Below are 15,141 nucleotides of genomic sequence, written 5' to 3'. Positions count from 1 at the left end.
AAGTTCCAGGTTCAAACTTGAAACCTGGAACTTATTATTTTTGCACCATGCATGTTGATTTTATACTAATCGGACAGGGAATTTGCGGCACCTTTTTGAGCTGGGAGTTGCAAAAAGCAGGCTATTCTTTTCTGGTGATCGACAACAACAAACCGGGCGTGGCTTCCAAAGTGGCTGCGGGGATTATAAACCCGGTCACCGGCCGGCGCATTGTAAAAACCTGGATGATTGATGAGGTAATGCCTTTTGCCTGGCAACAGTATACCGGGCTGGGAAAACAATTACAGGTTACCGCCATTGAACAAAAAGACATTGTTGATTTCTTCCCCACCCCGCAAATGAAACTGGCCTTTGAAAAACGATATGCAGAAGATACGCAATACCTTTCCATTCCTGGCGATGAGGGAGCCTGGCGCAATTACTTTAACTACGATTTTGGCTACGGCACCATAACGCCCTGTTACCTGGTAAACCTGCCGGAACTGATACCGGCTTACCGGCGTTTGCTGTTAAGCGATAACCGCCTGCTCGAAGAACAATTCGACCACACCCAATTACAGGTGCTTGCAGACACTGTACATTACAAAGGCTTCACCGCACAACGCGTCATTTTCTGTGATGGCATTGCCAGCTTTGATAACCCCTGGTTCAGTAACCTGCCCTTTGCACCCAATAAAGGCGAGGTGTTGCTGGTTGAAGTGAACGGCATGCCTGCGCAGAACATCTTTAAAAAAGGGATCAACTGGGTACCGTGGAAGGAGAATGTCTTTTGGGTGGGTTCCTCGTATGAATGGGAATTTACCAGCGATCAGCCTACCGAGGTTTTCCGGGAAAGAACCATGGCGGCCCTCCAACAATGGATTAAAGCCCCCGTTCGCCTGCTGCAACATACCGCAGCTGTACGCCCCGCCACCATTGAACGGCGGCCGTTTATCGGATTTCACCCCAACCTGCCTGCCATTGGCATTTTCAATGGTATGGGTACCAAAGGCTGTTCCCTGGCGCCCTTTTTTGCGCCTCAGCTGGTACAACACCTTCAACATCAAACCCCCATTCAGCCCGAAGCCGATATCCGGCGATTTAAGCGGGTATTATCGAAATAATATAATTTTGCGATTCATCATAAATCAATAACAGTGGGCGAGGAATCAAACGACCTGTATGTAATCCCTGCGAAGTTTCGTAAGATCGAGAACTTACATATCTTATTCTGGCTCATGAAAGACCTTTGCTGGTGCCTGCTATTGAGGCCGCTTGGTATTATCATGATCTTTCCTACACTCACCGTCGCCATCTGGATCGCCTGGCGCAACCGCCACATCGTTGCTGAATTAACACATAATGTAGCCATCGCTTTATGGATAGTGGCCAACTCTATGTGGATGATCGATGAGTTTTATTTCGAAGGTGAAAAAATAAGGCATTATTGCGTCATTCCATTTTCATTGGGCATATTGACCCTGTTTTATTACTACTTCTATTATTCCCCCCTGCAAAGAAAAAAAGCCAAAGCAGCCGAAGTGGCCAATAAAAATGCCGAACACAGTAATTATACTGCATCCGGCATAAAACACTAATACGTAGAGTAGACTGAAAAAAGGTAAAATAGTGCGTTAGGCAGCCAGTTTATTGATGTTCAGCATTTCAATAATGTCCTGGCGTAATAATGAACTCATAGCGGCATATAACTCCGGCATCTCGTGCCGCATGCGAATGGGATTTTCAAAAAACACTTCCACACTCACTGCCCAGAATTCATGATAGTTGGTGCCGGCATAGTCGCCCAGTAAATTCTTGCGGCCATTTTGCATGCTCTCAAAAATAGGGCGGGCCACCTTGGAAAAATTCTTGAACTCCTTTTTAAAATGTTTGTCTTCCTCTGTTTGGGAAATGAAGTTTACATAGGCCAGCGCATGCCCCATTTCATGTAAACCCATATTCCAGCTGGGAGTAAGCCCTTTTACTCCTTTAATGAATTTGTCCCACGACAAATAAATGCCGCTGTGGTCTACGTGCCCTTCAAACGGACGGGAATAAAACCCGTAATGATAATCGTCTTTCAGCACATAGATATCCCTGAAAAAGTTAAACAGGTACTTTTCCAGTTTAAATGTTAACTGCACCGCAACGGCACTGATTAGAATGGGCATTTCAGCACGTTCTTCCACCTCTATATAATGGAATTTTTTTGCCTTTTTGAACAGGTAAGTTCTGAAGAGGAATTTGTGCTGGTCATCTACGCTTAATCGGTTGTAATATTTCAGGTGCTGGGCAACAATGGCATGATAAAAGGTTTCCTGTGCAAGAAACAGTTTGTACTGCCTCTTTTCGTACAGGTAGTTGTACCATTTTATAACAGGGCTTTGCAATACAATGATGCCGAAGACCACCAGAAAAATGATCAAAATCTCCATAAGGCTCTATTTTTCTTTCGTAATGACGTGACGGGATCAGATCAACGAATTGTGGTTTTCAAATAGAGAAAATGGATCGGTGTACGGCTTTCAGGGATCCTTGGGGAGTAATGTGGTAATTACATTAAAGGGGTGATCAACTATAGAAGGTTCTATTCCGGGTACAAAGTATAAAGAAAATTTTAAAAAGAAAGACCCTGGGGGTAAATTTATAGTTCTGTTAGTACTGGCTGTAATCGTCGTTAACCGGTTCCAGGAAAATTCCTGATCTTAACATATCCTGATTCAGCAACTTGCATATAGCATCATATAATTCAGGCAGTTGTATTTTGAACGAAGAAGGCCGCTCAAAAAAATTCTCTACACACACCGCCCAAAATTCCTGGTAGTTGGTGGCTGCATAACTTCCCAACAGGTTCATTTCCCCGGCCTGCATGCGGTTGAATACTTCCCGGCCGGTATTGGTGAACATTTTGAACCACCGGTACTGGAACCCTTCATCTTCGCCCGCATGTTCATGTTCAGGAAAATTTACCAACGCCAGCGCATGCGCCATCTCATGTAAACCAACATTATCCCCATCGGAATAGTTCGCATAAGAGTTTAAAAAATTATTCCACGACAGGTAAATGCCTTCCTCGTTCACATGGCCCTGAAAAGGCACATTGAACAACCCGTAATGGTAACTCCGCTTCATGATATAGATCTTGTGAAAATGGTCCATCAGAAAATGCTGCAGTCCGAAAGTAAGCTGTACGGCAGCGGCGCTGATGAGCAACGACATGTGCTCTTCCTCCTCCATTTCTACAAACTCAAACTGTTTGGTAGCCCTGAAAATAATGGTCCGCTTCAGAAAACGTTCGCGCAGCTCAGGATTCAAATTGCGGTAATAGGGAATGTATTGCTGTAGTACGGCATCATATACATTGTGCTTGTTATCGTACTGTTCTTTTACTTTTTGGGCCAGTCGCCTGTTGCGCAGGTAATGAGCAAAAGAAAGTCCGCCAGCTACTGCTACAATAAGCAAAAAGATAATTCCGGATGTCATTTATTGGTATTATTTCCCCGGGCGAAAAATAGTAAAAAATACCCAACATTGGGTAGTCACCGGCAGGTATTGGAAAGCTGTTGTGTTAAAGTTCCAGGCAGGAATTACATTTTTCCCCTATATTTTGCCGGAATTTGAAAATCAATCATTACGAAATTGATTTCCGCCTGCGGGAAGCAGGAAAGCAGCCGTTTTCAATTACCTTTGCCACCCGCACCAAAATGCGGGGCTATCACTAAAGCTTATCAGATTATTTAAATTATATAGGAATGTACAGAACTCATACCTGTGGAGAATTACGGATGGCACAACAGGGGCAACAGGTAACGCTTGCCGGCTGGGTGCAAACCATCAGAAAGTTTGGTAGTATCACTTTTATCGACCTGAGAGACCGCTATGGCATTACCCAGCTGTTACTGGGTGAAGAACTGAACAGTCAGCTAGACCAGCAGCCACTGGGTCGCGAATTTGTTATACAAGCTATAGGTGTGGTGAATGAACGCAGCAATAAGAACCCCAATATTCCCACCGGCGATATTGAGATCAAAATAACATCTTTTACCATTCTTAATAAATCGGTCACGCCGCCCTTCACCATCCAGGACGATACCGATGGCGGCGATGACCTGCGCATGAAGTTCCGCTACCTCGACCTGCGTCGCGGACTGGTAAAAAAGAACCTGGAATTGCGGTATGCCGTTAACCGGGCTGCCCGTAATTACCTGCACGATAACCAGTTCATGGATATCGAAACGCCTTTCCTGATTAAATCAACGCCCGAGGGCGCCCGCGACTTTGTGGTGCCATCCCGCATGAACCCGGGTCAGTTTTATGCCTTACCGCAGTCACCGCAAACCTTTAAACAATTATTGATGGTGAGCGGCTACGACCGGTACTACCAGGTGGTAAAATGTTTCCGCGATGAGGACCTGCGTGCCGACCGCCAGCCCGAGTTCACCCAGATTGACTGTGAAATGTGCTTTGTAGAGCAGGAAGATATCCTGAATATGTTTGAGGGCATGGTAAAACACATTTTCAAAGCGGTAAAAGGCCTCGAGATCACCGAAAAAGTGCAACGCATGAGCTGGGAAGAAGCTATGTGGCAGTACGGAAACGACAAACCCGACATTCGTTTCGGCATGCAGTTGCTCAACATAAAATCGGCTTTCACCAAAGACGGCAAATTGCCCGCCACCGGTCAGTTACTGGCCGGCACCGATTTTAAAGTGTTTAACGATGCAGAAACCGTGGTAGCCATTGCGGTTCCCGGCTGCGCCGAATACACCCGCAAACAAACCGACGAGCTTACAGAATGGGTGAAACGTCCGCAAATTGGGATGCAGGGATTGGTATTCATTAAATGCAATGCGGACGGTACTTACAAAAGCAGTGTAGACAAATTCTTTACAGAAGATAAACTGAAGGCCATTGCCGATGCAGCAGGCGCCAAAGCCGGCGACCTGGTGCTTATTTTGGCTGGCGCCGAAGAACGTACCCGCAAAGCCATGAGCGAACTGCGCCTGGAAATGGGCGAACGCCTGGGCATGCGTAAAAAAGAGGAGTTTAAATTACTGTGGGTGCTCGACTTTCCGCTGTTTGAATATGCCGAAGATGACAATCGCTGGGTAGCCCGTCACCACCCGTTCACTTCACCCAAGCCCGATCAGATTGAGATCATGATTAAAAACAGCCCGGTTATTGAGAACGCGGCTGAATACCTGAAACACCCTTACGCTAACATCAAAGCCAATGCGTATGACATGGTGTTGAACGGGAACGAAATTGGCGGTGGTTCCATCCGTATTTTCCAGCGCGACCTGCAGGAGAAAATGTTCGCCGCACTGGGTATGAGCCAGGAAGAAGCCTCACACAAATTTGGTTTCCTGCTTGGCGCTTTTGAATATGGGGCACCCCCACATGGTGGTATTGCCTTTGGGTTCGACCGGTTGTGCGCTATTATGGGCGGCAGCGAAAGCATTCGCGATTTTATTGCCTTCCCCAAAAACAACAGCGGCCGCGACGTTATGCTCGACGCCCCAAGCGCCATCGATCAAAAACAATTCGAGGAATTACAGATAAAGTTGAATTTGCAATAACCTTTTTTTGAAGTATTTTAAAGCCCTGACGGTACCGTCAGGGCTTTTTTAATTAATATGGGGATGAAAGGACTTACTACACTTTGGAAAGCATTTCGCACCGTTTGCATCGTACAATTAATACTGGTAGCCTTTAAAGGCATGTTCTCGCTTCGCGAGATCTTTATCCAGGCAAACGCCGGGGTGGGCATTATAAATATTATCGCGTATGCCCTGGTGTTCATCTTCGTTTACCATGGCCTGTCAATGCTCAACTACAACTACCCCGATGTGCCGCTTTCGCCCAAACAAAAGCGCTGGTTCAACATCCTGTACCTGCTTAATTTCATTCTGATCGCCTTCCTGTTTGCCCAGATCGTGAATTGCTGGTGGATGGTTCCCTTTGTATTTGATTTTAGTAACATCAGCAGTAACAAAGGCGCGTGGTTTTATATTGCCGCCATGGTATTGATTGCATGGGCCATTTTCATCATACATTTTATCTTTTTGGCCGGCATGTTCAAATTGCGGCGGGCGATCTACCAAAACACCATCAATACCTGGTACGACCAGTTTGACCAGAAGCCATAAAAAAATTTCCTACCTTGAGAAGCTATTTTTATGGAAGCGACACCACTTGCAGAGAGATTACGCCCGAATACGTTGGATGAGCTGGCAGGACAGGAACACCTTACCGGTAAAGGAAGCATTTTGCGTACAGCCATTGACCAGGGAAAAGTGCCCTCCATGATCTTATGGGGCCCGCCTGGCACCGGTAAAACCACTATCGCCAACATTATTGCCCATACTTTACAGGTTCCCTTTTATACGCTCAGCGCCATCAGCTCAGGCGTTAAAGAAGTTCGTGAAGTAATAGCGGAAGCAAAAGATAAAGAGCGGGCCATCTTATTCATTGACGAAATACACCGTTTTAATAAAGGACAGCAGGATGCCCTGCTGGGCGCCGTGGAAAAAGGAATTGTTACCCTTATTGGGGCCACCACCGAAAACCCATCGTTTGAAGTGAACAGTGCGCTGCTCAGCCGTTGCCAGGTATATGTATTAAAACCTTTGCAGGAAGAAAGCCTGGTCAAATTATTACAACAGGCCATCGTAAAAGATGTGCAGTTGCAGAAAAAATACATCGAACTGAAGGAAACTGCCGCGCTCATTACCATTTCAGGTGGCGATGCCCGCAAATTATTGAACCTGCTGGAGCTGGTTGCGGATACCCTGGGCGATCATGCTGTTATAACCGATGCAGCGGTGATGGAAATTGCGCAGCAACGCATTGCCCTGTACGATAAAAGCGGCGAACAGCACTACGATATTATTTCTGCTTTTATTAAAAGTATGCGCGGCAGCGATCCTAATGGCGCCGTTTACTGGCTGGCAAGAATGATAGAAGGCGGTGAAGATGTAAAGTTCATTGCCCGCCGCATGCTGATCCTGGCCAGTGAAGATATTGGCAATGCCAATCCTACTGCGCTGGTAATGGCCAATGCCACTTTTGAAGCCGTTGACAAAATTGGTTACCCCGAGGCACGCATTATTCTATCGCAATGCGCCATTTACCTGGCATCGTCGCCCAAAAGCAATGCGTCCTACATGGCCATCAATGAAGCACTGGCAGCCGTTCGTGAACTCGGCGATTTACCGGTGCCCCTGCATATTCGCAATGCGCCCACCGGCCTCATGAAAAAACTCGATTACGGGAAGGGCTATAAATATTCGCACGATTATGAAGGAAATTTCAGCAGCCAGGAATATTTACCGCCACCACTTACCGGCCGCACCTTTTATACGCCCGGCAAAAATGCGCGGGAGGAAGAGCTGAGAAAATACCTGAAGAACCTGTGGCGGGAAAAGTACGGGTATTAGCAGATGAATTGATACATACAACTTACTACGCCTGATATATTATATATAACACTTTACCTATAACCAATTATCGCTTGCACCAACTAACCTTTATACATAAGTCTTTTAACGAACTTACGCCGCACGAGCTGTACGCTATTCTGCAACTGCGCAGTGAAGTATTTGTGGTGGAACAAAATTGTGTTTTCCTGGATGCTGATGATAAAGATCAGGTATCGGTACATGTAATGTGCTGGCAAAATGAATTACTGGCTGGTTACACACGGTTAGTACCTGCAGGAATCGCCTATGAAGAACCATCTATAGGACGGGTTGTTACTTCACAGAAAGTACGACATGCCGGTATAGGAAAACTACTAATGAATTACTCCATTCGTGCATCATACGATGTTTTCGGGAAAACTACGATAACCATCGGTGCGCAATTTTACCTCCGTAATTTCTACACTTCACTGGGATTTCAACAGTGCAGCGACATCTATTTGGAAGATGGTATTCAGCATATTAAGATGTTTCTACCTGTTATCAGTTGAAAACACTGGATAAAAACACTTATTTGAATTTTTTTTTGAAGGCTGCACACAAAAAACAAACAATTCAGCGTTTATTGTAAGTGTGACTGGCGTTTACTATTTTGGCGCCGGATATTTTCCCAGACCGTCTGAAAACTAAATCTGATATTCTCATGAAACAAATTTTACACTCTGTAGGGAGGTGTAGCTTGTTATTACTGGTGAGTGCAGTTTCCTGCATTTCTTCTTATGGCCAGTATACTGAAAGTTCCTCCGTTTTTGAGGCAGGCATTTCTGTTGGACCCACAAACCTTCTGAGTGACCTCGGAGGTAATGCCGGAAGGGGTACCAAGTTTATTAAAGACAATAACTTCCCAGCAACCAAGTTTATCTTTGGCGCTTACCTGACCTACCAACCAAACGAATGGCTGGGTTTCAGACTGGCATTGAACAGAGGTACACTGGCTGGCGACGATGCGCTGATCAAAGGCAAAGGCGGTCTTGAAGAAGCCCGCAAAAACCGTAACTCAGATGTTCGCTCGCGCATAACCGAAGCTATGCTGGCGGCAGAAATTTATCCCACCGTTTTTCTTGAAGGCGATCCAAATGATGTTGTAGGACGACTGAGACCCTATGGCGTAGTTGGTATTGGCTTATTACACTTCAAGCCACAAGGTACTGATCCTTTAACAGGTGAGTGGGTTGATCTGCAACCTTTGCATACCGAAGGACAGGGATTCGCAGAATATCCTGGCCGCAAAGAGTACAAACTCTCCGCATTTCAATACACGCTGGGTGCAGGCGCTAAATACTTCTTCAGCGAAAAAGTAAACCTGAGCCTCGAATTATTACACAGAACTACTAATACCGACTATCTCGACGACGTAAGCACAACTTATGTTGATCCGCAAACGTTTTACGCTCATATGTCACTGGCGCAAGCTCAGCTGGCACAAAGAATGGCAAACAAGAGCGGAACTGTATTTGGCGCTTACAAACCCGGTGATAAAAGAGGTACCGCTACTAACAATGATGCTTACTTCTCAATTAACGTGAAATTAGGCTTCAGATTAGGTCGTGGTGGTAACAATTACAGTTCAACCCGTTGTCCGGTTAATTTCTAAGAGTTACATTTTCCGTATTCAAGATATTGTTGATCCGTACCCTTTTTGAAAACTTTTACCCGCCTTCGGCGGGTAGCCCAATAGAACCCATGAACACGACTGATACCGTAGGAAGTACATTTATTGTCCGTACCGTACCCGCGCTGCTTACAATAGCGATGTTGTTGGCAGGCGCCCATACCTCCTTCGGTTGCCCATTACCAGTACCCACCTACTCAAATGATACTATCCTGGTACAAAAACAGGTTACCAGCAAAAAGCATAAGATCAGGTTGTTTCAAAATGACGATCAAAGTGCTTTGTTCTTTAGTGCGCGTGGTTTAGAGGGGAAAGTATACCAGCTGTTTCTATTTGACGTTTCAGGAAACCTGGTTTCTCAGGCAAATATCAAAAGCAAGCAAACCACTGTTATTGACAACATTGAAAAAGGCAATTACCTGTTCGAGGTGTTCAGTGATGATGAGCGTATCGAAAACGGGCAGGTGATCATTAAATAAATCGGTTCCAGGTTGCTGTTATCTGCAACCACAAAAAGCTCTTTGCTACCACAACTTATAAACCAATAAGCTGCAGGGGAAATTAGTAAAATCCATATATCCGGTTGAGTCAAAACCTGATCCGTTCCCTATTTTTAAGTACCCTGAAACACAAAGATTTTATTAATCACTTCCCTGCGCTTGCTTATTGGCTTTTAGAAAAATTCTTCTGGTTAATTCCAGTATCCTCAGTAGCCGGCGATGAACAATTGCCGGCTACTTGTTTTTTTAGGCCGAACCTAAACGCAGAACGCAAATACAAAAAAATAACGCTTAACTCAAACACCTCATTATGATGGGATTTGCGTTAAGCGTTATGCGTTAAGCCTTAAGCGTTATTTTAAGAAGATAGCTGCAGCATCCTGCCAGCTGTTGATTCGGTCGTAACCGGAAATATCCATGTTATGGGCTGCCGTAAACAGGTGCTTCCTTCCGTTAAAGTGCTGCAGATGGCGTACATGGTCATCGATCATATGATCGCCAAACACCATTCGCTTTTCCCCACACAACACCAGCTGCTTCCAGGTAAAGAAAGGGAAATGCTCCATCAGCCAGTCCAACTTATCTTTTAATGAATTGGGAAACTCGGTAGCTGCCGATACGATAAAGATCTCATACCGTTTATTCATTTCCTTCAACACATCCACACTGTCTTTCATCACCGGCAGGTCCCTGAAAAAGCCGGGTTCAAACAAACGCGCCCTGATCAGTGGCTGGTGCTGTTCAGGAAAACCGGGCACCCACGAGCCTTTCATTTTAGTAAGATCAACTGTTAAACCGTATTCCTTTTCGTACCAGGTTATCATGGCGCCCATAGGATCGGCTATCACCTCATCCATATCAATAATTACTCTTTCCATACTCGAAACTGTATTTCATTATCACATTATCTCATTATCGAATTATCACATTAGCTAATTCTTCTTCAGTTCTTCTTTTAAAAATTTAGCAGTGTGGCTTGCTTTTACTTTCAACAGATCTTCGGGGGTTCCTTCAAACAGGATCTGGCCGCCGCCATCGCCCCCTTCAGGCCCCAGGTCAATGATGTGATCGGCCACTTTAATTACATCCATATTATGCTCTATCACCAGTACAGTATTACCACGGTCTACCAGTTTATTCAGTACATCCAGTAAATGCTGAATATCTTCAAAATGCAACCCGGTTGTAGGTTCATCCAGGATGTAAAATGTTTTACCGGTATCTTTCTTCGAGAGTTCGGTAGACAGTTTTACGCGTTGCGCCTCTCCCCCGCTTAAAGTAACTGCGCTTTGTCCCAGTGTTATATAGCCCAATCCTACTTCCTGCAGCACTTTGATCTTTCTGTAGATGTAAGGTACATTCTGGAAGAATTCAACAGCATCATCAACCGTCATATCCAGCACATCACTGATGCTTTTTCCTTTATACCTGATCTCAAGGGTTTCGCGGTTATAGCGTTTGCCCTGGCATTTTTCGCAGTGTACATACACATCGGGTAAGAAGTTCATTTCGATTACCCGCATGCCCCCGCCTTCACACACATCGCAACGGCCGCTTTTTACATTGAACGAAAAACGCCCGGCGTTGTACCCGCGGATCTTTGCCTCAGGCACCGATGCAAACAATGTTCTTATATCGGTAAAGAAACCACAGTACGTAGCCGGGTTGCTGCGTGGTGTACGGCCAATAGGCGACTGATCTATTTCAATTACCTTATCAATATGTTCAAGCCCCTTGATACTCTTATACTCAAGCGGCGTCATTTTTGAGTTAAAGGCATGTTTGCTAAGAATGGGATACAGCGTTTCAATAATGAGTGTTGATTTTCCGCTGCCGCTTACGCCGGTTGCCACAATTAATTTACCTAACGGGAACTTAGCAGTAACCTTTTGCAGGTTATTGCCGTTGGCGCCAATGAGCTCAAGCACTTTACCATTACCCTTTCTGCGTTCTTTAGGTACCGCGATTTCACGTTTACCATTCAGATAAGCAGAAGTAAGCGTATCCAGTTTCAACAAAGCATAAGGATCACCCTGCGCCACTACCCTGCCGCCATGAAAGCCGGCCTTGGGGCCAATATCAACCAGGTGATCGGCGGCCATCATAATATCCTTATCATGCTCAACCACCAGTACACTATTACCGATATTGCGCAGGTTTTTCAATGCATCTATCAAACGCATATTATCGCGCTGGTGCAAACCAATACTCGGTTCATCCAGGATATAAGTAATGCCCTGTAACTGTGAGCCTATCTGGGTGGCCAGGCGGATGCGTTGTGATTCACCACCACTGAGTGTGCGTGAGGAACGGTTGAGGGTAAGATAATTCAATCCCACATCCAGCAGGAATTGCAATCGCTCACGAATTTCCTTTAACACATCTTTTGCAATAACATTCTGCTTGTTCGATAATCTTTTCTCGATCCCCTTGAACCAGATCATCAGTTTATCAAGATTGAACTCACTGAGCTCGGAGATATTCTTTTCATCTACTTTAAACCACAGGCTTTCTTTTTTAAGCCGGGCGCCATTACAGGTAGTACAGGTTTTCAATTGCATGAACTGTTCTGTCCATTGGCGTATGGCATCACTTGAACTGGCTGCAAACCATCTTTTCAATTGTGGTACTACCCCTTCAAACTCTTCGGTATATAATTTTGCATCGGCCTCGATGGTATCAAAATCCAGGTGCTCTTCATCCGATCCGTTTTCATTGCCATACAGCACCAGGTTCAATGCTTTCTTCGGCATATCCTTTATTGGAACATCCAGGCTGAACTTGTTTTTCTTCGCCAGCCTTTGTACCTGGCTGAACACATAGTTATCCCTTTCTTCGCCTAACGGGGCAATACCACCATCATTAATGCTAAGTGAATGATCGGGCATTACCGCATCCATGCTTATCTGGTACACATTACCCAGGCCTTTACAGGTTGGGCAGGCGCCATATGGACTGTTAAACGAAAAACTATTGGGTGAAGGTTCTTCATAACTGATACCAGTGTCTTCACACATTAACTGGCGGCTATATTGAACCAGGGCCTCCCCCCGGCCCCCTCCAGTGGAGGGGGAGGAATTATCATTCTTCAACTTGCCGTTTTTTGTATTTGTAACAGCGGCATCGTGTACTAACAGGAACATTAACTCCTTACCCATTTGCAATGTCTTTTGCACACTCTGACTTAGCCGCACCTTCATATCATCTGTTACTGCCATGCGGTCGATCACCACTTCTATATCGTGGATCTTATAGCGATCTACCTGCATTTTGGGAACAAGGTCTTTTACTTCGCCATCAACCCGCACTTTCAGATAGCCCTTTTTGCGAATGTCTTCAAACAACTCACGATAGTGGCCTTTACGGCCACGCACCAATGGAGCCAATAAGGTTATCTTCTTGTTTTTGAACTTTTTATAAATATTATCAACGATCTCTTCTTCGCTGAACTTGACCATTTTTTTCCCCGTATTGTAACTGTAAGCCTCCCCAACGCGGGCATACAACAACCGAAGGAAATCATACACTTCCGTAATGGTACCAACGGTTGAACGTGGATTTTTATTTGTGGTCTTCTGTTCAATGGAAATAACTGGCGATAAACCTGTAATCTTATCTACATCGGGCCGTTCCATATCGCCGATGAACTGCCGGGCGTAGGCCCCAAAGCTTTCCATATAACGGCGTTGTCCCTCCGCATAAATAGTATCAAATGCCAGTGAAGATTTTCCACTGCCACTGATCCCTGTGATTACAACCAGTTTATTTTTAGGAATGCTAATGTCAATATTCTTAAGATTATGTACCCTCGCCCCAAACACATGTATCGCTTCATTTGTTTCAACACCGGTTACAACATTTTCTTCTTTCGATTGTAACGGTCTTTTAACTTTCACATCTGCCATATATACGTACGCCTTTTATATTTTGTGTCGGAAATTACATTAAGCTGTGCGATATTACTAAATAAATTGTCAATGTTATACAACAAAAAAACAATAGGAAAGTTGATAAAGCTTTAAGATATTTGCGCCTCATTTCCAGCTAACTAGCTTTTAATCAGTATTATGGTATACAATTTGAAAGCAGTGGACTGTCACAAACAGGTCTTTACTAAAACAATATAATATGAGATCAATCCAAAAAACCCTGACAAGTATTGCGGCTGTGGCTATAATTTTAGCCGGATGTAAGAGCATGAACAAAACCACAAAAGGAGCTGTTATCGGAACCGCAGGCGGTGGCGCTATAGGAGCGGTGATAGGTAAAGCTGCTGGTAATACCGCATTAGGCGCTATCATTGGTGCTGCTGTGGGTGGTGCTACCGGTGCAGTTATTGGACACAAAATGGACAAACAGGCAAAACAAATTGAAACCAGTGTACCAGGCGCTAAAGTTGAGCGTGTAGGGGAAGGTATCAATGTAGAGTTCAATGAAAAAATATTATTCGCCTTCGGTCAGTATACTTTGAGTTCTGCGGCTTCATCAAATCTTGATAAGCTTGCTGCAGTTTTAAAAGAATATCCAGACACTGACATTGAGGTACAGGGACACACTGACAGCAAAGGCACAGATGAATACAATATGGGCCTTTCTGAAAAAAGAGCCAATGCTGTAGCTACTTACCTGAAAGGAAAAGGTGTTCCTGCCAGCCGTGTAAAAATAAAAGGCTTTGGAGAAACTGCTCCTGTTGCTACTAATGATACCGAAGAAGGCCGTGCACAGAACCGTCGTGTAAACTTCCTGATCACTGCCAACGAGAAAATGAAAGAAGACGCTAAGAAAGAAGCAGCAAAACAATAAGCTGCATTGTCTATAGAGCCATTATTCATTTTTTTTAACCTTTCAACTCTTATTAGAACATGAAAACAAAAGCACTGTTAATCGTCGCCCTTTCAACAACTGTATTTGCTTTAGGCGCTAAAGCACAAGACAAGACTACCTTCGGAGTTCGCGCTGGTGTTAATTTTACAAACCTGAACGGTAAAATAGGAGGTACGGATATTGACACCAAAATTAAAACAGGATTTAACGTTGGTGTAAATGCTGAAATTCCTATTGCACCTGATTTTTATGTGCAACCTGGTGTATTGTTTACCACTAAGGGTGCTAAAGAAAAACAAGGTGATGCCAAAATCAACGTTTCTTATGTTGAAGTGCCTATCAATTTATTGTACAAACCAACATTAGGAAATGGTAAACTGTTATTAGGTTTTGGCCCTTATATTGGCTTTGGTATTGGCGGAAAAATCAAAGGTGGTGGTGCTGACGTCGACATCAAATTCAAAAACGATCTGAGTACACAAGAAGCACTGGACCAATCAAACGGTAAAGTATTTTACCAGAAAGGTTTAGACTTTGGCGGAAATTTACTGGCTGGTTATGAATTAAGCAGCAAGATCTCCGTTCAGTTGAACGCTCAATTAGGTATGTCTAACCTGTATCCAAAAGTAGGTGGTAATAAACCTGATAACACTAAAATGAAAAATACCGGTTTCGGTGTTTCAGTTGGCTACCGCTTCTAATTGATGATTTAACTTAATAAGTCTTTATCATAAGAGCCATCCCG

14 protein-coding genes are annotated in these 15,141 nt (G+C 44.5%); 10 read left to right on the top strand and 4 right to left on the bottom strand.

The window, feature by feature from the left end; all coding sequences use genetic code 11:
• Positions 1-47: 47 nt before the first annotated feature.
• Together NIAKO_RS00655 and NIAKO_RS00650 are read left to right on the top strand one after the other, a co-directional pair.
• A complete protein-coding gene (locus NIAKO_RS00655; RefSeq protein ID WP_014216449.1) occupies positions 48-1,103 on the top strand; it encodes an NAD(P)/FAD-dependent oxidoreductase in 1,056 nt (351 codons plus the stop codon).
• A gap of 33 nt (positions 1,104-1,136) precedes the next feature.
• The gene (locus tag NIAKO_RS00650; protein ID WP_014216448.1) at positions 1,137-1,577 is read left to right on the top strand and encodes a hypothetical protein; all 441 of its coding nucleotides are present in this window, start codon (positions 1,137-1,139) and stop codon (positions 1,575-1,577) included.
• A 36-nt stretch (positions 1,578-1,613) separates the two neighbouring features.
• Here the strand turns inward: NIAKO_RS00650 and NIAKO_RS00645 are convergent, their stop codons facing one another.
• Positions 1,614-2,414 carry a zinc-dependent peptidase gene (locus NIAKO_RS00645; RefSeq protein ID WP_014216447.1) on the bottom strand — a complete coding sequence of 267 codons (801 nt, stop codon included), beginning with the start codon at positions 2,412-2,414 and terminating at the stop codon, positions 1,614-1,616.
• A 220-nt stretch (positions 2,415-2,634) separates the two neighbouring features.
• On the bottom strand, positions 2,635-3,462 hold the full coding sequence (locus NIAKO_RS00640) for a zinc-dependent peptidase (protein ID WP_014216446.1): 828 nt from the start codon (positions 3,460-3,462) through the stop codon (positions 2,635-2,637).
• 269 nt (positions 3,463-3,731) lie between these two features.
• Here NIAKO_RS00640 and aspS point away from each other — a divergent pair, with 269 nt between their 5' ends.
• The 6 genes from aspS to NIAKO_RS00610 all read left to right on the top strand — a co-directional run bounded on the left by aspS (position 3,732) and on the right by NIAKO_RS00610 (position 9,551).
• Positions 3,732-5,558, top strand: coding sequence for an aspartate--tRNA ligase (gene aspS / locus NIAKO_RS00635; RefSeq protein ID WP_014216445.1), 1,827 nt, complete (start codon positions 3,732-3,734; stop codon positions 5,556-5,558).
• Positions 5,559-5,621: 63 nt separating this feature from the next.
• Positions 5,622-6,128, top strand: coding sequence for a hypothetical protein (locus NIAKO_RS00630; RefSeq protein WP_014216444.1), 507 nt, complete (start codon positions 5,622-5,624; stop codon positions 6,126-6,128).
• 30 nt (positions 6,129-6,158) lie between these two features.
• Positions 6,159-7,418, top strand: a complete 1,260-nt coding sequence (locus NIAKO_RS00625) for a replication-associated recombination protein A (protein ID WP_014216443.1) — start codon at positions 6,159-6,161, stop codon at positions 7,416-7,418.
• Between the two features lie 74 nt (positions 7,419-7,492).
• On the top strand, positions 7,493-7,951 hold the full coding sequence (locus NIAKO_RS00620) for a GNAT family N-acetyltransferase (RefSeq protein WP_014216442.1): 459 nt from the start codon (positions 7,493-7,495) through the stop codon (positions 7,949-7,951).
• 152 nt (positions 7,952-8,103) lie between these two features.
• Entirely contained in the window at positions 8,104-9,054 is a 951-nt protein-coding gene (locus tag NIAKO_RS36270; RefSeq protein WP_014216441.1) for an outer membrane beta-barrel protein, read from the top strand.
• 89 nt (positions 9,055-9,143) lie between these two features.
• Positions 9,144-9,551: a T9SS type A sorting domain-containing protein gene (locus tag NIAKO_RS00610; RefSeq protein WP_014216440.1), complete on the top strand. Its 408-nt coding sequence runs from the start codon at positions 9,144-9,146 to the stop codon at positions 9,549-9,551.
• Positions 9,552-9,925: 374 nt separating this feature from the next.
• On the opposite strand, the gene NIAKO_RS00600 is transcribed toward NIAKO_RS00610, so the two are convergent.
• Both NIAKO_RS00600 and uvrA read right to left on the bottom strand, forming a co-directional pair.
• Positions 9,926-10,450, bottom strand: coding sequence for a 5' nucleotidase, NT5C type (locus NIAKO_RS00600; protein ID WP_014216439.1), 525 nt, complete (start codon positions 10,448-10,450; stop codon positions 9,926-9,928).
• 54 nt (positions 10,451-10,504) lie between these two features.
• The gene (uvrA, locus tag NIAKO_RS00595) at positions 10,505-13,477 is read right to left on the bottom strand and encodes an excinuclease ABC subunit UvrA (protein ID WP_014216438.1); all 2,973 of its coding nucleotides are present in this window, start codon (positions 13,475-13,477) and stop codon (positions 10,505-10,507) included.
• Between the two features lie 223 nt (positions 13,478-13,700).
• On the opposite strand from uvrA, the gene NIAKO_RS00590 reads away from it, so the two are divergent.
• Positions 13,701-14,375: a YiaD family glycine zipper/OmpA-like lipoprotein gene (locus NIAKO_RS00590; RefSeq protein WP_014216437.1), complete on the top strand. Its 675-nt coding sequence runs from the start codon at positions 13,701-13,703 to the stop codon at positions 14,373-14,375.
• A 59-nt stretch (positions 14,376-14,434) separates the two neighbouring features.
• A complete protein-coding gene (locus NIAKO_RS00585) occupies positions 14,435-15,097 on the top strand; it encodes an outer membrane beta-barrel protein (protein ID WP_014216436.1) in 663 nt (220 codons plus the stop codon).
• Positions 15,098-15,141: the final 44 nt, after the last annotated feature.

The organism is Niastella koreensis GR20-10, assembly GCF_000246855.1.
Taxonomy (GTDB): Bacteria; Bacteroidota; Bacteroidia; order Chitinophagales; family Chitinophagaceae; genus Niastella; species Niastella koreensis.
Note: the sequence above shows the minus strand (reverse complement) of the source record. Positions and strands in the feature narration are given on the sequence as shown.